Genomic DNA, 21045 nt, shown 5'->3' with positions numbered 1-21045 from the left:
CCTGCCCGGGAACGCTCAAGATCAGGTATCCTGAGCGACCTCCGCCGGGACTGTCACGGCGAGTTGCCCTCTTCGGCTGGCGCTTGAGCTGGCGGAAAGTTAGCGTCCTTCCATGGCTGTCAAGGTCCTTGCAATCGTTCTGGCCGGTGGTGAGGGCAAGCGCCTGATGCCCCTGACGGCGGACCGGGCCAAGCCCGGCGTTCCGTTCGGCGGGATCTACCGCATGATCGACTTCGTGCTGTCGAACCTCGCGAACGGCGGCTACCTCAAAATCGTGGTGCTGACGCAGTACAAGTCGCACTCCCTCGACCGCCACATCTCCAAGACGTGGCGGATGTCCACCCTGCTCGGCAACTACGTCACCCCGGTGCCGGCCCAGCAGCGGCTGGGCCCGCGCTGGTTCGCCGGGTCGGCCGACGCGATCTACCAGAGCCTCAACCTGATCAACGACGAGTCGCCCGACTACGTCATCGTCTTCGGCGCCGACCACATCTACCGCATGGACCCGAAGCAGATGGTCCAGGACCACATCAACTCCGGGGCCGCGGTCACGGTGGCCGGCATCCGCCAGCCCAAGTCGATGTCGGACCAGTTCGGGGTCATCGACGTGGCCGCCGACGGCAAGAAGATCCGGGCCTTCCGCGAGAAGCCCAAAGAGGTCGACGGGCTGCCCGACGCGCCCGACGAGATCTACGCGTCGATGGGCAACTACGTCTTCACCACCCGGGCGCTGTGCGAGGCGGTCACCAAGGACGCCCAGGACCCGGACAGCAAGCACGACATGGGCGGCAACATCATCCCCATGCTGGTCGAGCGGGGCGAGGCCAACGTCTACGACTTCCGCGAGAACGAGGTGCCGGGCAGCACCGACCGCGACCGCGGCTACTGGCGTGACGTGGGGACGCTCGACTCGTTCTACGAGGCCCACATGGACCTCATCGCCACCCTGCCGATCTTCAATCTGTACAACCACGAGTGGCCGATCTTCACCAACTACGGCTCCTGGCCGCCGGCCAAGTTCGTGCACGGCTACGACGACCGGCAGGGCCGCGCCATCGAGTCGATGATCTCGCCCGGGGTGGTCGTCTCGGGCTCGCTCGTGGAGCGTTCGGTCATCTCGCCCAACGTACGGGTCAACTCGTGGGCCCACGTCGAGGGGTCGGTGCTGATGGAGGGCGTCTCGGTCGGCCGCCGGGCGATCATCCGCAACGCCATCATCGACAAGAACGTGATGATCCCGGAGGGCGCGCAGATCGGCGTCGACCTGGATCGCGACCGCAAGCTCTACACGGTCTCCGACAACGGCATCGTGGTCATCGGCAAGGGCCAGAAGGTCGAGCTCTAGCCCGCGGCTCAGCGCCGCTCTCGCAGGGTCTGCGAGGGCGGCACGCCGTACCGGTCCTTGTAGGCGCCGGCGAAACGCCCGAGATGGGTGAAACCCCAGCGGTACGCGACCTCGGACACGCTGACCTGCCACGGGTCCGACCGGGAGAGCTCGGCGTGCACCCCGTCGAGCCGCAGCCGGCGGAGATAGGTCAGCGGCGACATGCCCACGTGCTGCCGGAACGCCTCCTGCAGCACGCGGACACCGACGCCCGCGATCGCGGCCAGGTCGTTGGCGGTGTAGGGGCGCCACGGCTCGGCGTGCATCGCGTCCAGCGTCCGCTTCACCGTGCGGGGACGGTTCGGTCCCTGCAGGCCGGCCGGTTCGTCCCCGTACGGATGCTCGACCGTCATGGCCAGGCCGCTGACCAGCAGGTCGCGCCAGCGTGAGGCCATCCGCGGCTGGGCCGCCAGGCCGTCGTCGTGCCGCAGCTCGGCCAGCAGCAGCCGGACCAGCGAGGCCCACGTACGCCCGGGGCCGTCGATCAGGTCGAAGCTCGCGCCCAGCAGCAGCGGCGAGACGATCCGCTGGTCGAGGGCCGCGTCCAGCTCGCGCTCGAGCGCCGACCGCTCCACCTTGACGCTGAGCAGCCGGCAGCTGCCCGGCCACTCCAGGTCGATGTCGCCCACCGGCCGGTAGACCGCGGCCCGGGTCGGGTCGGCCATCACCACCGTCCCCCGATGGCGTGAACGCAGCGTGCCGGTCAGCGGGGCCAGCACGTGGTACGCCGTCTCCAGGTCGGCGATGGTGACGTGGATGTCGGCGCCGTAGCTGATCTCGCCCAGCGTGATCGGGCCGAGCAGCACCACGTCGCCGGTGAACGCGAACCGCGACACGTCCCCCATCGGGCTGACCTGCAGGGGACCGTAGAACAGCTTGCGGCAGAACGAGCGCGCCTCATCCATGTCGCTGGTCGTCAGCGAGACGTGAACGGGTTTGTCCACCCCCGGGGCGACCGGCCGGGTCTGTCTGACCGCCACCATGGCGTCCACCCTAGACCGGATGCGGCGCAGGCACAGTCACGCGGCGAGCGCGGTCACCGGCCAGGTGAATTCGGCCACCCGGTCACCCGGGACATCGATCTCCGCCAGTGGGGTCACCGGGTCGCGCCAGATGGTGTAGCGACCTGCCCGCAGACAGTCGACGACGACGCTGTAGCTGACGCCGCCCCGCACGTACCGCGCCCGGACCGTGGCCTGGGTGCGCAGCGCGGGATCCTCCACCGGGCTGATCTCGATGTCATGACCGTGCATGCTGCGCCCGGTATGAATCACGAGCGCGCCTATTCCGGCACCGATGTTGAGCACCACCAACCCCTGCCCGGACGGCCTCACGGCAAAACCTCCGGGGCGGTCAGGTAGGGGAAGCTCACGCCGTGCGTACGGGCCCGGGCCTCGGCGCCGGCCAGGGTGGCGGCCGGGTCCGGCTCGTACGTGTCGTCGACCATGGGGAACGTCGCGCCGGCGATGGCCCGCAGCGTGATCGAGGTGACGTCGTCGCCGATCCGGCGGCCGTTCGGGAAGCCGGCGAAGTCGCCACCGAGCAGGCCGAACGGGTTCTCCTCGGCGGCCGGCGGCACGGTCGTGTCCAGGCGCAGCATGTCGGCCTGGATGTCGCCGGTGAACGTGCGGAAGCCGTCCACCAGGCCCTCCGGCACGCCGGTGAGCAGCATCGCCACCAGATCGGAGCGCCGGTCGGCCAGCTCGGCCAGCCGGTCGAAGTGGCCCGGGTGCTGCTCGGGCAGAAGCGCGGCCACGACCGGGTGCTCGACCAGGTCGGCGAAGCGCTTGTCCTCCGAGGGCGGCATGCCGTTCCACCGGGCCCGGTCGGCGGCCGGGACGAACAGCTCGGCGAACAGCGGGTTGGCCCGCCGCGACACCTGGACCATCGGGCCGACCAGCACGTCGTCGCCCCGGCTGTGCAGCTCCCGGCGGCTCGCGGTGGTCCACACGCCGATCATCTGGCCGGGGTGAGGCAGCTGAATGGCGATGCTGTTCACGATGGCCGGGCCGGTGGCCTGGGCCCGGCCATCGCCACCGAGCTCGAAGACGGCGGCCGGGTCGACGAAGAAGGCGTCGGAGCGCGGGCCGGCGAAGACCCGTTCGCCACCCGGCAGCTCGGCGATCGCGGCGGCGGCCATAGCGTCGTAGCCAGGAGTGGAGTCACCCAGGTTGCGCGGTGGGCACGGCAGGTGCGTGGCCAGGACACTGCTCTTGCCGTACGCGTCGACGCGGGTGACCGAGAAGAACTGGCGCCGGTTCCAGTTCTCACTGTCCAGCGAATCGATCGGTCCGGTGTTGTAGAGGAACGTCTTGTTGTTGCGCAGCTCGGTGCGGAACCGGAACTGGTACGTCAGGTCGGGCCGGGCGTCGCCGTTGTAGTCGACGTGGATCTCGTAGAGCACGTCGTCGCCGAACTCGAGGTTCAGGAACCCGTAGTTCGCGATGATCGTCACGGTCTCCGGGGCGTCCGGGCTGACGAAGGCGTACAGATCGGAGCTCTCCGCATCGGGGTCCGAGGCTCCGTGTGACGCCTCTCCGTAGCCAACTCGACTCATGCTCGGCCTTTCGTCTGTCCCCTGAGGGCACGGGACCTGCTTGCCATCAGTACGAATCGACTCCCGTTGCGGTTCAACGGTTTTCGCGGCGCCGGCGAAGAAGGCCGGTGACCACGGCGTACGCTCCGGCGCCGACCGCGAGCACCAACGCACCGATGATGATCTGGTGACCGAGAGTGACGTCATTGGTGTTCGAGACGGGGGTGACCGCGGCCTGCGGCGCCGGCGCTTCGGTCGTTTCCACCGGCGCGGCTTCCGTCGTTCGAGTGGGTTCTGCCGCTTTTGTCGCCGCGGGCTTCGCCTTGGCCGGCGCCGTCGGGGCTTTCGTCGCTTTCGCTGGCGGCGGTGCGATCGCCGCGGTGGGGAACACGAGATCCGAACAGGAGTAGTAGGTGTCCGGCGTGCTGGAGGTCTCCCAGACCACGTACAGGATGTGCCGCCCGGTCCGCTGGGGCAGCTTCACCTTCATCGCGTACGCCCCGTCGGTCAGCGGGGGATCGGTGACCGTGGCCAGGGGCTTGCGGCCGAGGTCGTCCCAGGTCAACTTGGCCGCCGGGTCGTAGCCGGCCTTGGTCAGGAAGAGCCGGAACTGCCCCGCGTGGGGGATCGTCGCCCGGTAGCGCACGCTCAGCGACTCGCCCGCGGTGACCTTGGTCGCCGGGTAGTCGTCGCGCGGCAGATCGAGCCCCTTGAACGCGTCCAGCCCGCCGCCGCACAACTCGCCGTCCGGCACGACCTCACGGTCCCGCCCGCCGACGTCGGCGATGCGCAGGTTGTCGAACGAGCCGAAAGCGCCGCCGTTGGCCTTCTTGGCGGCCCGGCAAGCGGCGTCGCCGGTGTCCTCACCGCCCTTGGCGCAGGCCGCGGTCCGGCTGATCGGCGTGGTGGGCGCGCCGTGGGCGTTCGCGGGTGCGGCGGGCGCTGCCGCACCGGCCAGGGCCGCGGCGAGAGCGCACGCCGCGAGACGGTAGATCCTCACGAAACAGCTATACGGAGAATCGGCGTGAGTCGTTCAGCACGTCACCGACGGTGCCCGCGGGCCGCTGTGATTGAGTGGTCGGGTTCGACGAACACCTAAGGAGAACTCATGGACAAGCCCGACGTCGGCCCGATCGAGGGCGAGCCGCCCGCCGAGCTCGTGATCGAGGACCTCACCGTTGGTGACGGCCCCGAGGCCAAGCCCGGCCAGTACGTCAGCGTCCACTACGTGGGCGTGGCGCACTCGACCGGCCGGGAGTTCGACGCGTCGTACAACCGGGGTGAGGCGTTCGAGTTCCCGCTCGGCGGTGGCCAGGTCATCGGCGGCTGGGACCAGGGCGTGGTCGGCATGAAGGTCGGCGGCCGCCGCAAGCTCACCATCCCGCCGCACCTGGGCTACGGCTCGCGCGGCGCGGCCGGTGTGATCAAGCCGAACGAGACCCTCATCTTCGTCGTGGATCTCCTCGGCGTTCAGTGAGCGAAGGCCGGCAGGCCGGCCGGGCCGGGACGGGCGTCGCCTGTCCCGGCCCTTTCTCGTCCCGGTCGTCGTCGGGCCCGGGCTCGATCGGGTCGCCGATCGGCGTCATCGGTTGCCCTTGGTCACCGTGAAGGTGGCGCAGCCCGACTCGTCCGGCAGCAGCGGCCGGAACGTGATCAGGTACTTGCTGCCGCCCGAGGTCCACGGCGTCATCGCGGTCGCCTTGCCGGCCGCGGCCAGCACCTTCTCCATCTCGGCCCCGCTCACCGTCACGCAGCCGATCTTGAAGGTCGGGTTCAGGTAGGCACCCGGCAACGCCGGCCCGGGCCAGGCGATCTCCGGGCTCTTCGGGTCGGCGCCACCGGGAGCGGTGTAGGGCCGGGCCAGCACGGCGAGTTCCTCCGGCTCGTACGCGGTCTCGCCGGCCAGCCCCGTCAGCGTGGTGACGTATGCGGCCAGCTTCTTGCGGGCGTCCCGCTGCGGCTGGGTCAGCATCGGATCGTTGGCCTGGCTCTCGCGCAGCGCCTCGACCGCCACCGACTGCGTGCCCTGATCGGTGCGCACGGTCACCTTGGTCGTCGGCGCGTCGGCCACATTGGGCCGCCCGAAGTCGACGCCGCTCCTGACGCCGGCCTCGACCCCCTGCCGCGACAACTCCTGCACCTGCTCCGGCGTGATCTGCTTGACCAGGACGTTGGGCAGCGCCGGACCCGGGTAGATGGCCGGCACCGGCCCCTCGGTGATCACCCGACCGTCGGCGTAGACGCTGACCTCGGGCAGGGCCCCGACGGTCCGGTCCGCCGGAACAAACCCACCGGCCGACTCCGCCCGCGCGACGAGGTAGTTCGCCCCCTCTCCCGACGTGGGCGCACTTGCCGCCGGCGCCGATCCGCTGGGCGTGGCCCCCGCCCCGTCCGGCTGCGCGCACGCGCAGAGCAGCGCCAGGGGAGCGGCGGCGGCGATGAGGGTGTTACGGAGACGAGTCATGCCGGATCAGACGATCCGGGCGGGGCCGAGGTTCCGGTTTCTCCGCAAATTGCTCCACGCGGGTGGTCTGCGCCGCGGCTCGGCTGCGCTTTGACCGGCGGTGGCGGAAGCGAAGGGATCCGCCACCGCCGGAGCACGCGCCGACGGGCGTGGCCGGGGCCACACCGCCGAGGCACACAACGTACGAATGCATCGTGCACCCAGTCAATGTTTCGCCACGGTGAACCGCGGGTTGACGCCAAGCTTTGACATTGCAGTCGTATTGCATCCGCGCTACGCTGATTGCAATACGAGTGCATTGCAAAAGTGGGAGGGTGACGACGATGCAGGTCATCGGGCTCGAGGAGTGCTCGGCGTCGCCACGCTCCCTCGTCGGAGGCAAAGCCGCCGCCCTGGGCGAGCTGATCCGGCTGGGCGAGCAAGTCCCCGCCGGCTTCTGCATCACCACCGCAGCGCACGACCTGCCGCGCACCGAGATCGTGGCGGCCTACCGGTCGCTCGGCGGCGGTCCCGTGGCCGTCCGGTCGAGCGCCCCCGACGAGGATGGCCCCGACGCCAGCTTCGCCGGCCAGTACGACACCTTCCTCGACGTCGAAGGCCCGGACGCTCTGCTGGAAGCCGTCGCGGCCTGCCAACGGTCGGCTTCCGCACCCCGCGCCGTGGCCTACCGCGGGGCGCGCAGCGACGCTCCGGGCTCTCCGATCGCCGTCATCGTGCAGCGGATGGTGGCCGCCGAGGTCGCTGGTGTCCTGTTCACGGCCAACCCGCTGACCGGCTGCCGCGCCGAGATGACGGTCGACGCGGCACCCGGCGGCGGCCCGGCCGTGGTGGACGGCAGCGGGCCGGTCGACCACTACGTGCTCAGGTCGGAACCGGCGGGGCCCGCGGCCGGCGGATGTCTGACCGTGGAATTGCTTCTCGCCCTGCGCGGCGCCGGCGAAAGGCTGCAGGGGCATTTCGGGGTGCCGCAGGACGTCGAGTGGGCGGTCGATGCGAGTGGGGAGCTGTGGCTGCTGCAGTCGCGGGCGATCACCACGCTCTTCCCGTTGCCGCCGCCGAGCGAGGATCTTCGGGTCTACCTGGAGTTCGGGCACGTGCAGGGGATGCTGCAGCCGGTCACGCCGATGGGGATGTCGACCCTGAAGGCTCTGGTCACCGCGATGCTGAAGCCGCTCGGGCTGCACGTGGAGATCACGGACATCGGGGGCCGGCTCTACGGCGACATGACCGATCTCGTGCGCGATCCGAAGGCCCGCAAGCGCCTGGTGAAGCTGCTCGCGGTCGACTTCGGGCCGCGGGCGCAGGCGGCGATCCGCCACGTCATGGACGATCCGCGGTTCGCTCCGGTGCCGGGCCGGGCGAAGCAGGGAGGCACGCCGTCGCCCGCCACGGCGGCCCGGGCGGTCTTCGGCATCGGCCGCGCGCTGGCCCGTCCGGCCGCCGCCCGCGAGCGTCTCGCCGCCGTGGTGGAGCGAATCCGGTTGGCCGCGGCCGCGTCGGACCCCGGCACGAGGCTCGCAGCCAGTCCCAGCGCGGAGCTCGCGGCTGATCCTGGCGGGGGGCTAAAGGCCGGTCCCGGGCGGGGGAGGGCTGAGCGGCTGCGAGCGGTGCGGGAGTGGGAGAGCGCCGAGTCGCCGGATGATCTGGTGTGGCCGATCGCGGCGGGGATGCTGGCGGCGGCCGGACCGGAATATCTGCTTCGGGGCCGGGCCGGGCCGGACGAGATCCGGGTGGCGCTGGGCGGGATGCCGCACAACGTGACGATCGAGATGGATCTGGCGTTGTGGCGGGTCGCCCAAGGGGTCGGCGAGCACCGGGAACTGCTGCTCGGCACGCCAGCGGCCGAGCTGGCCGGGCGCTACCGGGACGGGACGCTGCCCGACATCGGGCTGGGTGGGTTCCTGAGCAAGTACGGGCATCGCGGGGCGGCCGAGGTCGACATCGGGGTGCCCCGCTGGGCCGAGGATCCGGCTCCGGTTCTGGCGGCGATCCAGAACTACCTGCGGGTCACCGATCCGGGGCAGGCGCCCGATCGGCGGTTCGCCCGGGCGGCGGATCGGGCCGAGCGCACACTGCGGGAGCTGCGCCGGAAGAACAGGCCGGCCGGGTTTCTGCTGGGGCGGGCGCGGGAGCTGGCCGGGCTGCGGGAAGCGGGCAAATTCGCCGGGCTCTACCGGTTGCAGCAGATGCGGCGGGAGCTGCTGGCGGTCGGGGCGGAGATCCTCGACGATCCGGCCGACATCATGTTCCTGACGATCGACGAGGTGGACGACGTGCCGGCCCGGGAAGTGATCGAGGCGCGCAAGGCCGTGCATCGGCGGGAGATGCGGCGGCGGGTGGTGCCGGTGGCGTTGCTGTCGGACGGCACTGATGTGGAGGCGACCCTCCCGGTTGACGAGGGGGCGGAGCTGCGCGGGGTGGCGGCGTCGGCCGGGCGGGTGACCGGGAGGGCGCGGATCGTGCGGGATCCCGCCGAGGCGTACCTCGAACCGGGTGAGGTGCTGGTGACCGCGACGACCGATCCGGGGTGGACGCCGCTGTTCCTGACGGCGGCGGCGCTGGTCACCGAGACGGGGGCGGTCATGGCCCACGGGCCGACAGTGGCGCGGGAGTACGGGATTCCGGCCGTCATCTGCGTGCAAGGGGCGACCGAGCGGATCCGTACGGGCGAAGTCGTGACAGTCGACGGGCGGGCGGGGACGGTGATCCGGGGATGATGAGACAGCTGCTGGCGACCGAGGCGGCGATGTGGCGCAACCTGTTCGCGTGGGTGCTGCGGCGCCCGGCGCCGGACGAGCAGGGCTTCGGCTATCACGGGGTGGTCAAGCCGATCCTCGGGGTGTTCATCGGGTTGTCCGCGGTGGAGATCCCGGTCTTCGACCTGATCGTGCGCAAGGTCGTGCCGTGGGAGCCGGCCCGGTGGATCGTGCTCGTGCTGGGGGTGTGGGGGCTGCTCTGGATGATCGGGTTCGCGGCCGGCCTCCAGCGCCATCCGCACGTGGTCGGCGACGACGGGATCCGGGTGCGGCTGGGCAACGGGATCGACTTCACGGTGCCGTGGACGGAGATCGCGTCGGTCAGCAAGCGCTACCGGTCGCTGCCCTCCAGCAAGTCGGTGCAGATCGAGGACGGTGCGGTGCACATCGCGATGGCCAGCCAGACCAGCGTGGACATCGTGTTGCGGCCAGGCGCCGACGTCCGCGCCTTCAAGGGCGCGCCGCTGCCGGCCCTCGACAAAGCCGCAGGGGCAGCAGAGTCAAAGGCTGAGATCTCGGCCGTACGGATCTACGCCGACCAACCCGACGAGTTGATCGCGGCGGCCCGGGCGAAGCAGCCGGAACCGGCGTGAAAGCATCGCTGGCATGCCCAAGAAGGTCGACCACACCGAGCGCCGGCGGCTCATCGCCGACGCGCTGATGCGGGTGGCCGCCGAGCAGGGCCTGGAAGCGGTCAGCCTGCGGCACGTGGCGGCCGCGGCCGACGTCAGCGCGGGCATGGTGCAGCACTACTTCCGCACCAAGGACGAGATGATGACGTTCGCGCTGTCGGTGGTGAAGGAGCGCAGCCAGCTGCGGGCGGAAGCGGCGATCGCCCGGCTCGGCGACGACCCGCATCCGAAGGATTTGTTGCGCACTTTGCTGACGGCGCTTCTCCCGCTGGACGAGGCGAGCCGCGAGGACGGCCGGGTGGCGCTGGCCTTCCTCGCCTACACCGCAGTCCGCCCCCAGGCGACGGCCAACCTGCACACCGAGACGCAGCAGATGGTCGGCTTCATCGCCGGCCTGCTACCGGCCGCGCCCGAGAACGCGGCTGCGCCCCAAAACGCGCCCCCAAACGCGCCCGAGACCGCGCCCCAAAACGCGCCCGAGACCGCGCCCCAAAACGCGCCCGGGAACGCAGCCGACGCGGCCGCCCTGCTGGCGCTCATGGAGGGGCTGGGCCTCTACGTGCTCGGCGGGCAATACACGCCCGAGCAGGCGACCGCCGCCCTCGACGCGCACCTCGACCGGCTGTTCGGCGCGGGGGAGAAGCGCTGACGCGCGCGGCCGGACCGTCGGCTGGGCGGCGCTGACGCGCGCGGCCGGACGGTCAGCTGGGCGGCGCTGACGCGCGCGGCCGGACGGTCAGCTGGGCGGCGCTGACGCGCGGCTGGACCGGCGGCTGGGCTGCGCTGACGCGTACGGCTAGCGTTTGACTGTGCGGGTGAAGCGCGACCGGTAGGTCGACGCGCTCAGGCCGTAGTGGGACTTGAAGCGGCGCGCGAAATAGTTCTGGTCGGGCCAGCCCACGGACTCGCCGATCTTGTTGATGGGCTGGTCGGTGTGCAGGAGGCGGGCCGCCGCGAGCTCGACGCGGTGGCGGGAGAGGTACGCCATGGGTGGCAGGCCGGTCGCCGATTTGAACAGCCGCACGAGGTAGCCGGGGGCGAGGTGCAGCTCGGCGGCCAGCTCGGTCAGCGTCCACTGGTAGTCGGGGCGGGCCTCCATCATCCGCATGGCGTCGAGGACCGCGTGGTGGGTGCCGGCCGCGTCGCCGTCGACCTCGTCCGACTCGGCCACGACCCGGGCCAGGGCGCTGAGGAACAGCACCAGCCGGCCGACCATGTCGCCGCGATAAGGCCCCGGCGGTTGTGACCGCAGCTTCTGCAACCCGTCGAGGTGTTCGAGGGAGGCGGCGAGCGCGTCCGCCCCCAGGTGGGCGTAGAGGATGCCGCGCCGCTGGCCCGAGTACGGCCCGGTCCACAGCAGATGCCCCAGTTGCGGATCCTGCCGGGTCCAGGCGAGCTCGCGTTGCATCAGCTCGGTGGAGAAGCAGCAGTTGAACAGGTCGAGGCGCTCGCACTCCTCGTACCCGTGCCAGACGCCCGGCCGCAGCAGCACCACGTCGCCCACCGAGAGCTCGCGGCGGCCGGCCAAGCTGTGGTGCGTCCCCTTGCCGCCCATCATCACGGCGATCTCGACGAACGAGTGCGTGTGCACGGGATGCATGTCCTCATGCAGGTAGTGCCCGGCCCACACGGCGGAACCCTCGATGAAGTGCAGCAGCGTGCCGGTGGTCTCGACGGGGGGCTCGTCGGTCATGCCTCACCGTAGGCCCCAGGTGAATTTCGTGCTACCTCCGGTTCATCTCGGGCTATGCCGTGGCCTGGGCCGGAACGCAGGATCGAGGCCAAGCGAAACGGCTTCGCCATCAGTCCGAAACATCGAACACGCGGTCCGCCCCACCGCCTTTGAATCGTTTCACGCGTAAACCTCCTGGAGAGACATGCCGGACATCGCCGCACCCACCGACCTCCGCTTCGAACACCACCCCGGATCCGTGACCGGTATCGGCACGGCCAGTCCGCGCCTCTCCTGGCAGGTCCCGGCCGCCCCCGACGGTTACGCGCAGACCCGCTACGAGGTCGAGGTGACGCGCGGCGATCAGGCCGAGACCTTCCCGGTCGCCGGCCACGAGCAGATCCTGGTGCCCTGGCCGGGCGCGCCTCTCGCGCCTAAGGAACAAGCAGCCGTACGGATCAGAGTGGGCGACGACGCTTCGTGGAGCGAATGGAGCGCACCCCGCACGGTCGAGACCGGCCCACTGAGCCCGGCGGACTGGTCCGCCCGTTTCGTCAGCCCGCGCGAGATCGGCGCCTGGGGCGCCCCGGCCCCGCTCCTGGCCGGCGTCGTCGACATCCCGGCCGGCGCCGACAGCGCGGCCGGCACCATCGACATCCCGGCCGGCGTCGTCCGGGCTCGCCTTTACATCACCGCGCACGGGCTCTACATCGCCCACCTCAACGGCCAGCGGGTCGGTGACGAGCAGCTCGCCCCCGGCTGGACCGCCTACCAGCACCGTCTGCGCTACCAGACGCACGACGTCACCGACCTGATCACTTCCGGCCCCAACCGCCTCGAGGTGCTGCTGGGTAACGGCTGGTTCCGCGGCCGCCTCGGCTTCCAGGGCAAGCACGGCGTGTACGGGGACCGGCTCGCGCTGCTGGCCCAGTTGGAGATCCTCACCGCCGACGGCGCCACCCACGTGCTGGCCACCGACGGTTCGTGGACGGCCCGCGAGAGCAACGTGACCAGCGACGACCTGTACGACGGCCAGAGCGTTGACCTGCGCCGCGAGCCCGGCCCGGAGACGCCGGTGGATGTCGTCGACGCCGACCTCGCGCTGCTGGTCGCGCCGGACGGCCCGCCCGTGCGGATCACCCAGGTCGTGCCGGCGGTCGAGGTCGGCTCGTCGCCGTCCGGCAAGACGCTGGTCGATTTCGGGCAGAACCTGGTCGGCTGGGTCCGCCTGCGCGTCCGTGGCCAGAAGGCCGGCGACGAGGTCGTCGTCCGGCACGCCGAGGTGCTGGAGAACGGGGAGCTCGGGGTGCGGCCGCTGCGCACGGCCCGCGCTTCCGACGCGTACGTCCTGAGGGGTCCGGAAGAAGTTGACCTTGAACCGAACCTGACGTTCCACGGGTTCCGCTACGCCGAGGTGACCGGCGTCGACGGGCTGCGGGCGGAGGACGTCGAGGCGGTCGTGGTCGGCTCGGACCTGCGCCGGACGGGGTGGTTCGCGTCGTCGCACGAGCTGCTCGACCGCTTCCACGAGAACGTCGTCTGGGGCATGCGGGGCAACTTCGTCGACGTGCCGACCGACTGCCCGCAGCGCGACGAGCGGCTGGGCTGGACCGGGGACATCCAGGTGTTCTCGCCGACCGCGACGTTCCTGTTCGACACGGCCGGGTTCCTCGGCAACTGGCTGGCCGACCTCGCCGCCGAGCAGCAGAAGGACGGCTCGGTCCCGCACGTGGTGCCGGACGTGATCCGCCAGCCCGGCCCGGCCGCCGCGGCCTGGGGCGACGCCGCGACCGTGGTGCCGTGGGTGCTCTACCAGCGCACCGGCGACGTGGGCCTGCTCGAACGGCAGCTGCCGAGCATGCGGGCCTGGGTCGACCGGATCGCCGGGCTGGCCGGGGCCGACCTGCTGTGGAGCGGCGGGTTCCAGTTCGGTGACTGGCTCGACCCGGCCGCGCCGCCGGCCGATCCGTTCCGGGCCAAGGCCGACCCCGACGTGGTGGCCACGGCCCATCTGGCCTATTCGGCCTCGCTGGTGGCCAAGGCCGCGCTCGCGGTGGGTGACGGCGAGACGGCCCGGGAGTACGGAGACCTGGCCGGCCGGGTGCGGGAGGCGTTCGCCCGGGAGTACGTGACCGCGGGCGGCCGGGTGCTCAGCGACGCGCCGACCGCGTACGCGCTGGCCCTGCAGTGGGCGCTGCTGCCCACCGAGGAGCAGCGCCGGCACGCGGGGGAGCGGCTGGCCGACCTGGTCCGGACCTCCGGGTTCCGGATCAGCACCGGGTTCGTCGGCACGCCGCTGATGACCGACGCGCTGGCCGATTCCGGGCATCCCGATCTCGCGTACCGCCTGCTCCTGCAGACCGGCTGCCCGTCCTGGCTGTACCCGGTGACCATGGGCGCGACCACGGTCTGGGAGCGGTGGGACAGCATGCTGCCGGACGGCTCGATCAACCCGGGCGAGATGACCTCGTTCAACCACTACGCGCTCGGGGCGGTGGCCGACTGGCTGCACCGGCGGGTCGCGGGTCTCGCCCCGGCCGAGCCCGGTTACCGGCTCATCGAGGTGCGCCCGCTGCCCAGCCGGCACCTGTCGTTCGCCTCGGCCAGGCACTTGACGCCGTACGGCGAGGCCTCTGTCTCCTGGCGGCGCTCGGACGGATCGCTGCACCTCGAGGTGGTCATCCCGGTCGGCGCGCGGGCCGTCGTGCTGATCCCCGGGGCGGGCCACTCGGTCGAGGTCGGGCACGGGCGGCACTCCTGGACGGTTGACGACCCGTACGGCTCGCTGATCGCCGTGCCCGTGGACCTGACCCTCCGGCAGTTGATGGACCACGAACCCAGCTGGGACAAGGCCCTGGCCGCCGCGCGCGAAGCCGGCGTAGCCGATGACGAGGCCGTCCTGGCCGACCGGCTCGCGCCCTTCCTGGACGCGCCGGCGAGTGAATTCGTCGACGCTGCGACCGCGCACGGCTTCATCCCCGGCGGGAACGAGCTCGCCGCCCGCCTGAACACCCTCCTCTCTCAGGGAAATTAAGGAGCACCGATGAAACGAAGCAGAATAGCTCTGTCTGTTTTCGCGGCTGCGACTCTGGTTCTCGGCGCGTGCAGCGCCGGCGACCTGGGCAGCAGCGACGATGAGGGTGGCGGCAAGGTCACGTTGTCGTTCCTGACCGACAACCAGCCGGAGACGGTCAAGGCGGCCGAGGGGCTGGCCAAGGACTTCACCGCCAAGAACCCCGACATCACGATCAAGGTGGAGACGCGGCCGCAGGGCACGGAGGGCGACAACATCGTCAAGACGCGGCTCTCCACCGGCGACATGAGCGACGTCTTCCAGTACAACTCGGGCTCGCTGTTCCAGGCCCTGGCCCCGCAGAAGAACGTCGTGGACGTCTCGGGCGAGGGGTTCGCCGGCCGGCTCGACGACAACTTCAAGACCACGGTCACCACCGACGGCAAGGTGTACGGCGCGCCGTTCGGCACCTTCTTCGCCGGCGCGATCATGTACAACAAGGACGTCTACGCCAAGCTCGGCCTGCAGGTCCCCAAGACGTGGGACGACTTCATGGCCAACAACGCGAAGATCAAGGCGGGTGGTGTCGACCCGGTCATCCAGTCCTACGGCGAGACCTGGACGTCGCAGCTGTTCGTGCTCGGCGACTACTACAACGTCGAGAAGGCGTCGCCCGGCTGGGCCGCGAAATACACCAAGAACGAGGTGAAGTACGCGACGGACCCGATCGCCCGGGCCGGTTTCGAGCACCTGCAGCAGGTCCGGGACGCGGGCTACGTCAACAAGGACTTCGCCTCGGCCAAGCTCACCGACGCGCTGCGCAAGCTGGCCAAGGGTGAGGGCGCGCAGTACCCGATCCTCTCTTCGATGATCACCCAGCTGATCACCGACAACCCGGGCAGCGAGAACAAGATCGGGCTGTTCGCCATCCCGGGCAACGACGCCGCCACCAACGGCATCACCGTCTGGGCGCCCTCCGGCGTCTACATCCCGACCAGCACCACCGGGGACAAGCTGGCCGCGGCCAAGAAGTTCCTCGACTTCATCGCCAGCCCCGACGGCTGCACCTCGTTCGGCAACGCCAGCCCGCCCTCCGGGGCCTGGGCGGTCAAGGGCTGCACGCTGCCCGCCTCGGTGCCCCAGGTGACCAAGGACCTGCAGGCCTACGTGGACCAGTCCGGGGCCTCCGGCCTGGCCCTGGAGTTCCTCTCCCCGGTCAAGGGCCCGGCCCTCGAGCAGATCTGCGTCGAGGTCGGCTCCGGCATCCGCAAGGCCGACGCCGCCGCCAAGCTCTACGACGAGGACGTCAAGAAGCAGGCGCAGCAGCTCGGACTCGAGGGCTGGTAGGCCGCTGTGACCGCGATAGTGGAGAAGTCGTCCGCCCGGTCGCGCTCGCGCGCGGCCGGGCCGGCCGGCCAACGCGCTCGCAGCCCGTACCCGCACTGGTTCTATCTGCCGGCCGCGATCGTCTACGCGCTGCTGTTCATCATCCCGACGGTCACGTCGTTCTACTTCAGCCTGACCCGCTGGAACATGTTCAGCTCGAAGTTCATCGGCTTCGAGAACTACGTGACGTTCTTCCAGGAGCCGGCCCTCGTCTCCGGCCTCACCCACACGGTCATCTACGCGGTGGTCACCTCGGGCCTCAAGGTGGTGCTCGGGCTGGGCCTCGCGGTGCTGCTCACCTCGCAGATCATCGGGCGGGGCTATCTGCGCTCGGTGGTCTTCTTCCCGGTGCTCGTGTCCACGATCGGGGTCGGCCTCACCTTCACGATCCTGATGGACCCGGAGGAAGGGCTGATCAACCAGTCGCTCGCGGCGATCGGGGTCCAGGGGCCGGGCTGGCTCACCGACCCGTCGTACGCCCTGTTGTCGGTCGCCCTGGTCGACGTCTGGAAAGGCGTCGGGCTGGCCACGCTGATCTACATCGCCGGCATCGTGTCGATCCCGCAGGAGTACTTCGAGGCGGCCCGGGTCGACGGGGCGACGGCGTGGCAGAACTTCCGGCGGATCGTGCTGCCGCTGGCCCGGCCGGCGACGTTCACGGTGATCCTGCTGTCGCTGATCGGCGGGCTGCGGTCGTTCGATCTGATCTGGGCGATGACGCGGGGCGGGCCGGGGTTCACGTCGGACGTGATCGCGTCGGTGATCTACAAGCAGTACCAGGCGGGTTTCTATGGACTGTCGACGGCCGGGAACGTGGTGTTGTTCCTGCTCGTGACGGCGATCATCTTCCCGCTGTCGCGGTATCTGAACAAGAAGGAGGTGGAGCTGTGAGCGCTCTTGGCCCCACCCGCCCTCGCCGGCCCCGCCGCAACCTTCTCCTGAGCGTCGTCGCGATCTTGCTGTCCGTTGTGGTGTTCTTGGTGCCGTTCGCGTTCATCCTGCTGACGGCGGTCAAGTCGCGGCAGCAGGCGTCGCTGCTCGACTTCTCGTGGCCGACCCGGTTCCAGCTCGTGCAGAACTTCCTGGACGTCGTGAAGGCCCGCGACTACATGCTGATCATCGCCTTCATCAACAGCACGATCCTGACCGTGGCCTCGGTGACCATCCTGGTCGTGCTGGCGGCGATGGTGGCCTTCGTGCTGCAGCGCCGCCGCACCCGGTGGACCGGCCTGATCAACTTCCTGGTCCTCTCCGGCCTGATCATCCCGCCCGCGGTGGTGCCGACGATCTGGGTGCTGCAGAAGATGGGACTCTTCCGCACGATGCCCGGGCTGATCCTGGTCGAGGTCGCGTTCGGGTTGTCGTTCTGCATCCTGCTGTTCCGGGCGTTCATCTCCACCATCCCGCGCGAACTGGACGAGGCGGCCATCATCGACGGGGCCGGGCCGCTCCGGTTGTTCTTCCGGGTGATCCTGCCGCTGCTCAAGTCCGTCATCATCACGGTCGTGGTCGTGCAGTCGGTGACGGTCTTCAACGACTTCGTCAATCCGCTGTACTTCCTGCCGGGCGATCAGAACGCGACCGTGCAGCTGACGCTCTACAACTTCTCCAGCCAGTATTCGACGCAGTACAACCTGCTCTTCATGGACATCCTGCTGATCACGATCCCGCCGCTGCTGATGTTCCTGTTCTTCAACAAACGAATCGTGGCCGGCATGACGGCCGGGGCTATCAAGGGCTGAGCTTTCCACCTCCCGCCACCCCCTTCCCGACTACCGTTCCGCCCACCCCTTTCCACCTTCCCTTCCACCCACCTCCTTCCCGCTTACCGTTTCGCCCGCCCACCCTTTGCCGCCCGCCCTTTTGCCGCCTACCCCTTTTGCCGGCTACCCCTTTGCCGCCCACCCCTTGCCGCCCACCCTCCGGCCTGCTCCCTTTGCACCTACCCTTCCCACCCGCCTACCCCCCCGGCCCACGCCCTTCCCGGCCTACTCGCCCCGCCTCGCCCTCCCACCCCCGCCCTGTGCGGCGTTTAATCGATTGAGGCACGCTTGGGTGATCTCTAATCTAGGGATCACCCAAGCGGACGAGGACGCAGGAGAGATCGATGACGGAGCTTCGGTTCGAAGAGCCCCACCGGCGGCAGTAGGCCTGTTTCCACATCGGCTGCCGCCCTCCCGTTCGGGACAGGGCGGTTTTCTTTTTCGCATTGACGCCCGTGAGGCTGAGGAAGGTAGACCACCGGACTCTCAATCCGGAAGACCGGGTTCAACCCCCGGACGGGCGACGGTTCTTTTTGGAGGTGTCTCGTGAGCGACGTGCTCGTGATAAACGCGGACCTGGGCCCGCTGCACCGGGTCAGCCTGCGGCACGCCGTCCGCATGCTGGTGCGGCAGGTGGCCGAGGTGCACGAGTCCCAACCGGACGCGGTGATCGGCGTCTGGCCGATGCCCAAGGTCGTGCGCCTCGTGTCGTACGTCGTCACGCGCTGGCGGCACAGCCGGGGCCCGGCCTGGTTCCGGGCCGGCGTTCTGACCCGCGACGGCCGCCGCTGCGCCTACTGCGGCCGGCCCGCCTCCACCATCGACCACGTGCTGCCCCGCTCGCGCGGCGGCCTGAACACCTGGACCAACACCGTGGCCGCCTGCGGCGGCTGCAATCAGCGCAAGGGTGACCGCACCCCCGCGGAGGCGCACATGCCCCTCCGGGTGACCCCCAGGGCCCCGGGCTGGGCCACCTTCGCCGCGCTGTAGAGGACGGCCGGCGGGCGTCTCGCCACCCCGCCGGCCGTCCCGTCTCAGCAAACCGCCAGCCAGGTCACAGCGGGTACTCGACATCGCCACTTACCGTTGACGGTCACCAGGCAGGAAGGCTGGAACCGATGAGCGGTGGATTCAAGAGGTTTGTGCTGTCGATGGTCGCTTCGAAACTCCAGAAGCGCTCACACCGAGGCGGCCACAACGCGGTTGTCGACGGCATGCTGCGCGAAGTGAACCACCGAATCGCCCGCAGCCAGGGCCACCACGGCTACGGCGCCTACGGCCACCCCGGCACGCACGGCCACCCCGGCGCCTATGGTCACCCCGGCGCGTACGGCCACCCGGGCGCCTACCCCGGCGGCTACGGCCACCACGGCCACTACCGCCAGGCCCCCGGCTACCACGGCCACTACCGTCATCACGGCCATTACCGCCACCACGGCCACTACCGCCGCCGCCGCTGGTTCTGACGGCCCCGCCACCCCGGTGACCGGCTGTCCACCGGGTCCCCGCGCCCGCGCGTCACAGCCTGACCCCGGGTGGCCGGCTGTCCCACCGCGTACCCGGGCCCGCGCGTCACAGCCTGACCCCCGGGTGGCCGGCTGTCACAGGTCGAGCAGCTCGACCGTGATCGCGGCCGTGTCGCCGGGCTCGAGGTTCTGCGCCTTGCGGATCGCCCGTTTGATCGGCAGGACGAACGCCCCCTTCTGACTGTCCGGAAATATCGACGTCTGCCACGTGCTGGTGCCCACGGAGGCCCGCACCCGCAGCGACCCGAACCCGCGCCGCATCCCCTCGGTGAGATCCCGAATCTCCTCGGACACCTCCACCGGCAAGCTCACGAACGTCCAGCTCTCGTCCTTGCGCGCATCCCAGATCCACAATTCGCTCTCGAAGTCCACCCGCACGCCCGGAAGCATGGCACGGGCCTACGACAATTTCGCCGCCCCGACCTCGTTCCCGGTGGTGACACCCGGCTCGACCCGGTACTGCTCCACCAGCCCGGCCAGGATCTCGCGCGTCCGGCGAAGGTCCTCGATCTGCGCCTCGACGCGCTCGAGCTCCGAGTCGAGACGGGCGGCCAGCCACGGCGTACGGATGGCCTCGTTGTTGATGCAGGGCAGCACGTCCTGGATGGTGGCGCTGTTCAGGCCGGCCGAGAGCAGCGACTGGATGAGGCGCACCCGCTCGACCGCGGTCTCCGGGTAGTGCCGCTGCCCGCCGGTGCTCCGCGCGCTGCTGAGCAGGCCCTGATCCTCGTAGTAGCGCAGGGAACGAGGGCTGGCGCCGGTCGCCGCGGAGAGATCTCCGATACGCATCACAGAAACTCCTCTTGACCCTTACACGGGTGTCAAGTTTTACCGTGGCTCCATGATGACCACAAGCGCCCTGAGCGAGCCCGCCACACTGGCCGGAATGTCGTTGAGCAGCCAGTTCGCGATGGCGCCGATGACCCGCTCGCAGTCGCCGGGCGGGGTGCCGACGGAGCGGACGGCCGCCTATTACCGCCGGCGGGCCGAGAACGGCGTCGGCCTGATCATCACCGAGGGCGTGCTGATCGACCACCCGTCGGCGGGGCACGAGACCGACGTCCCCCGCATGCACGAGGCGGGCTGGCGGCGGGTCACCGACGAGGTGCACGCGGCCGGCGGCAGGATCGCGGCTCAGCTCTGGCATCTGGGCAGCCGGCGCGAGCCCGTCGACGGGGTGACCGCCTGGACGCCGTCGGCCGTGCCCGAGGCGGGCCGGCCGGCCACCCACGCCATGACGGGCGACGACTTCCCGGCGCTCCTCGACGCGTACGCCCGGGCCGCCCGCACCGCCGTGCGCGCCGGCTTCGACGCCGTCGAGATCCACGCTGCCCACGGCTACCTGCTCGACGAGTTCCTGTGGCCCTTCACCAACCGCCGCCCCGACCGCTTCGGGGCCGACCGGGCCGCCTTCCCGGCCGAGGTGATCCGCGCGGTTCGCCACGAGATCCCGGCCTCGATGCCGCTGATCGTGCGGTTCTCGCAGTTCAAGGAGCGCGACTACGCCGCCCGGATCGCCGAGTCGCCCGACGAGCTCGCGCACATCCTCACCGCCTTCGCGAGCGCCGGCGCCGACGTGCTGCACGCCTCGCAGCGGCGCTTCTGGGAGCCGGTCTTCGACGGCAGCCCGCTCAACCTGGCCGGCTGGGCCAAGCGGCTCACCGGCCTGCCCTCCATCACGGTCGGCTCGGTCGGGCTGACCAGGGAATTCGTCGGCTCGCGGCGGATGGCCGAGCTGCTCGAGCGGCGCCGCCGCGGCGAGTACGACCTGATCGCGCTCGGACGGGTGCTGCTGGGCAACCCGGCCTGGGTGCGCCTGGCCGGCGAGGGCCGCCTCGACGAGATCAGCGATTACGGCAAGGCCGACGAGGACGTCTACTGGTGATTCTTGATTCTCCAGCGAACGCCAGCGG

20 protein-coding genes and 1 tRNA gene are annotated in these 21045 nt (G+C 70.3%); 13 read left to right on the top strand and 8 right to left on the bottom strand.

The window, feature by feature from the left end:
• Window positions 1-112: 112 nt before the first annotated feature.
• Window positions 113-1345 (top strand): glucose-1-phosphate adenylyltransferase, encoded by a 1233-nt coding sequence (glgC, locus tag AB0J66_RS40900; RefSeq protein ID WP_364672690.1) that lies wholly within the window; start codon window positions 113-115, stop codon window positions 1343-1345.
• Between the two features lie 8 nt (window positions 1346-1353).
• On the opposite strand, the gene AB0J66_RS40895 is transcribed toward glgC, so the two are convergent.
• From AB0J66_RS40895 to AB0J66_RS40880, 4 genes are all read right to left on the bottom strand, one after another.
• Window positions 1354-2367, bottom strand: coding sequence for an AraC family transcriptional regulator (locus tag AB0J66_RS40895; protein WP_364672689.1), 1014 nt, complete (start codon window positions 2365-2367; stop codon window positions 1354-1356).
• A gap of 36 nt (window positions 2368-2403) precedes the next feature.
• Complete coding sequence (locus AB0J66_RS40890) at window positions 2404-2637, bottom strand: hypothetical protein (RefSeq protein WP_364672687.1); 234 nt, start codon at window positions 2635-2637, stop codon at window positions 2404-2406.
• A gap of 77 nt (window positions 2638-2714) precedes the next feature.
• The gene (locus AB0J66_RS40885) at window positions 2715-3941 is read right to left on the bottom strand and encodes a DUF4331 domain-containing protein (RefSeq protein WP_364672685.1); all 1227 of its coding nucleotides are present in this window, start codon (window positions 3939-3941) and stop codon (window positions 2715-2717) included.
• 73 nt (window positions 3942-4014) lie between these two features.
• Window positions 4015-4920 carry a lytic polysaccharide monooxygenase gene (locus AB0J66_RS40880; protein ID WP_364672683.1) on the bottom strand — a complete coding sequence of 302 codons (906 nt, stop codon included), beginning with the start codon at window positions 4918-4920 and terminating at the stop codon, window positions 4015-4017.
• 108 nt (window positions 4921-5028) lie between these two features.
• Here AB0J66_RS40880 and AB0J66_RS40875 point away from each other — a divergent pair, with 108 nt between their 5' ends.
• Window positions 5029-5397, top strand: coding sequence for an FKBP-type peptidyl-prolyl cis-trans isomerase (locus tag AB0J66_RS40875; protein WP_364672682.1), 369 nt, complete (start codon window positions 5029-5031; stop codon window positions 5395-5397).
• A 105-nt stretch (window positions 5398-5502) separates the two neighbouring features.
• On the opposite strand, the gene AB0J66_RS40870 is transcribed toward AB0J66_RS40875, so the two are convergent.
• Window positions 5503-6384, bottom strand: a complete 882-nt coding sequence (locus AB0J66_RS40870; protein ID WP_364672680.1) for a hypothetical protein — start codon at window positions 6382-6384, stop codon at window positions 5503-5505.
• A gap of 323 nt (window positions 6385-6707) precedes the next feature.
• Here AB0J66_RS40870 and AB0J66_RS40865 point away from each other — a divergent pair, with 323 nt between their 5' ends.
• Genes AB0J66_RS40865 through AB0J66_RS40855 form a run of 3 tightly spaced genes read left to right on the top strand, consistent with a single transcriptional unit; the run spans window position 6708 to window position 10421 of the window.
• On the top strand, window positions 6708-9101 hold the full coding sequence (locus AB0J66_RS40865; protein ID WP_364672784.1) for a PEP/pyruvate-binding domain-containing protein: 2394 nt from the start codon (window positions 6708-6710) through the stop codon (window positions 9099-9101).
• Window positions 9101-9733, top strand: a complete 633-nt coding sequence (locus AB0J66_RS40860) for a hypothetical protein (RefSeq protein ID WP_364672679.1) — start codon at window positions 9101-9103, stop codon at window positions 9731-9733. Before AB0J66_RS40865 ends, AB0J66_RS40860 begins: the two co-directional genes overlap by 1 nt.
• A gap of 13 nt (window positions 9734-9746) precedes the next feature.
• Window positions 9747-10421, top strand: a complete 675-nt coding sequence (locus AB0J66_RS40855; protein WP_364672677.1) for a TetR family transcriptional regulator — start codon at window positions 9747-9749, stop codon at window positions 10419-10421.
• A 147-nt stretch (window positions 10422-10568) separates the two neighbouring features.
• Here the strand turns inward: AB0J66_RS40855 and AB0J66_RS40850 are convergent, their stop codons facing one another.
• A complete protein-coding gene (locus tag AB0J66_RS40850; protein ID WP_364672675.1) occupies window positions 10569-11465 on the bottom strand; it encodes an AraC family transcriptional regulator in 897 nt (298 codons plus the stop codon).
• Window positions 11466-11649: 184 nt separating this feature from the next.
• On the opposite strand from AB0J66_RS40850, the gene AB0J66_RS40845 reads away from it, so the two are divergent.
• From AB0J66_RS40845 to AB0J66_RS40815, 7 genes are all read left to right on the top strand, one after another.
• Window positions 11650-14478 carry a family 78 glycoside hydrolase catalytic domain gene (locus tag AB0J66_RS40845; protein ID WP_364672674.1) on the top strand — a complete coding sequence of 943 codons (2829 nt, stop codon included), beginning with the start codon at window positions 11650-11652 and terminating at the stop codon, window positions 14476-14478.
• A gap of 9 nt (window positions 14479-14487) precedes the next feature.
• Complete coding sequence (locus tag AB0J66_RS40840; protein WP_364672673.1) at window positions 14488-15804, top strand: extracellular solute-binding protein; 1317 nt, start codon at window positions 14488-14490, stop codon at window positions 15802-15804.
• Between the two features lie 6 nt (window positions 15805-15810).
• A complete protein-coding gene (locus AB0J66_RS40835) occupies window positions 15811-16734 on the top strand; it encodes a sugar ABC transporter permease (RefSeq protein ID WP_364672671.1) in 924 nt (307 codons plus the stop codon).
• Window positions 16731-17585 (top strand): carbohydrate ABC transporter permease, encoded by an 855-nt coding sequence (locus AB0J66_RS40830; RefSeq protein ID WP_364672669.1) that lies wholly within the window; start codon window positions 16731-16733, stop codon window positions 17583-17585. The genes AB0J66_RS40835 and AB0J66_RS40830 overlap by 4 nt, the downstream gene beginning before the upstream one ends.
• A 471-nt stretch (window positions 17586-18056) precedes the next feature.
• A tRNA-Glu gene (locus tag AB0J66_RS40825) sits at window positions 18057-18130 on the top strand.
• 22 nt (window positions 18131-18152) lie between these two features.
• Window positions 18153-18596 (top strand): HNH endonuclease, encoded by a 444-nt coding sequence (locus AB0J66_RS40820; RefSeq protein ID WP_364672668.1) that lies wholly within the window; start codon window positions 18153-18155, stop codon window positions 18594-18596.
• 128 nt (window positions 18597-18724) lie between these two features.
• Entirely contained in the window at window positions 18725-19072 is a 348-nt protein-coding gene (locus AB0J66_RS40815; RefSeq protein WP_364672667.1) for a hypothetical protein, read from the top strand.
• Between the two features lie 135 nt (window positions 19073-19207).
• On the opposite strand, the gene AB0J66_RS40810 is transcribed toward AB0J66_RS40815, so the two are convergent.
• Together AB0J66_RS40810 and AB0J66_RS40805 are read right to left on the bottom strand one after the other, a co-directional pair.
• Window positions 19208-19510 (bottom strand): DUF1905 domain-containing protein, encoded by a 303-nt coding sequence (locus AB0J66_RS40810; RefSeq protein ID WP_364672665.1) that lies wholly within the window; start codon window positions 19508-19510, stop codon window positions 19208-19210.
• A 21-nt stretch (window positions 19511-19531) separates the two neighbouring features.
• Window positions 19532-19921: a MerR family transcriptional regulator gene (locus AB0J66_RS40805; RefSeq protein ID WP_364672663.1), complete on the bottom strand. Its 390-nt coding sequence runs from the start codon at window positions 19919-19921 to the stop codon at window positions 19532-19534.
• 52 nt (window positions 19922-19973) lie between these two features.
• Here AB0J66_RS40805 and AB0J66_RS40800 point away from each other — a divergent pair, with 52 nt between their 5' ends.
• Window positions 19974-21017: a 12-oxophytodienoate reductase gene (locus AB0J66_RS40800; protein ID WP_364672662.1), complete on the top strand. Its 1044-nt coding sequence runs from the start codon at window positions 19974-19976 to the stop codon at window positions 21015-21017.
• Window positions 21018-21045: the final 28 nt, after the last annotated feature.

The organism is Actinoplanes sp. NPDC049598 (assembly GCF_040675435.1).
GTDB lineage: Bacteria > Actinomycetota > Actinomycetes > Mycobacteriales > Micromonosporaceae > Actinoplanes.
This window is presented reverse-complemented; position numbering and strand designations above follow the sequence as displayed.

Bases quoted from the DNA above. Each gene is read 5' to 3' on its own strand.
- glgC (WP_364672690.1), top strand. From the start codon at position 113: ATGGCTGTCAAGGTCCTTGCAATCGTTCTGGCCGGTGGTGAGGGCAAG.
- AB0J66_RS40895 (WP_364672689.1), bottom strand. From the start codon at position 2,367: ATGGTGGCGGTCAGACAGACCCGGCCGGTCGCCCCGGGGGTGGACAAA.
- AB0J66_RS40890 (WP_364672687.1), bottom strand. From the start codon at position 2,637: ATGCACGGTCATGACATCGAGATCAGCCCGGTGGAGGATCCCGCGCTG.
- AB0J66_RS40885 (WP_364672685.1), bottom strand. From the start codon at position 3,941: ATGAGTCGAGTTGGCTACGGAGAGGCGTCACACGGAGCCTCGGACCCC.
- AB0J66_RS40875 (WP_364672682.1), top strand. From the start codon at position 5,029: ATGGACAAGCCCGACGTCGGCCCGATCGAGGGCGAGCCGCCCGCCGAG.
- AB0J66_RS40870 (WP_364672680.1), bottom strand. From the start codon at position 6,384: ATGACTCGTCTCCGTAACACCCTCATCGCCGCCGCCGCTCCCCTGGCG.
- AB0J66_RS40865 (WP_364672784.1), top strand. From the start codon at position 6,708: ATGCAGGTCATCGGGCTCGAGGAGTGCTCGGCGTCGCCACGCTCCCTC.
- AB0J66_RS40860 (WP_364672679.1), top strand. From the start codon at position 9,101: ATGAGACAGCTGCTGGCGACCGAGGCGGCGATGTGGCGCAACCTGTTC.
- AB0J66_RS40855 (WP_364672677.1), top strand. From the start codon at position 9,747: ATGCCCAAGAAGGTCGACCACACCGAGCGCCGGCGGCTCATCGCCGAC.
- AB0J66_RS40850 (WP_364672675.1), bottom strand. From the start codon at position 11,465: ATGACCGACGAGCCCCCCGTCGAGACCACCGGCACGCTGCTGCACTTC.
- AB0J66_RS40845 (WP_364672674.1), top strand. From the start codon at position 11,650: ATGCCGGACATCGCCGCACCCACCGACCTCCGCTTCGAACACCACCCC.
- AB0J66_RS40840 (WP_364672673.1), top strand. From the start codon at position 14,488: ATGAAACGAAGCAGAATAGCTCTGTCTGTTTTCGCGGCTGCGACTCTG.
- AB0J66_RS40815 (WP_364672667.1), top strand. From the start codon at position 18,725: ATGAGCGGTGGATTCAAGAGGTTTGTGCTGTCGATGGTCGCTTCGAAA.
- AB0J66_RS40805 (WP_364672663.1), bottom strand. From the start codon at position 19,921: ATGCGTATCGGAGATCTCTCCGCGGCGACCGGCGCCAGCCCTCGTTCC.
- AB0J66_RS40800 (WP_364672662.1), top strand. From the start codon at position 19,974: ATGATGACCACAAGCGCCCTGAGCGAGCCCGCCACACTGGCCGGAATG.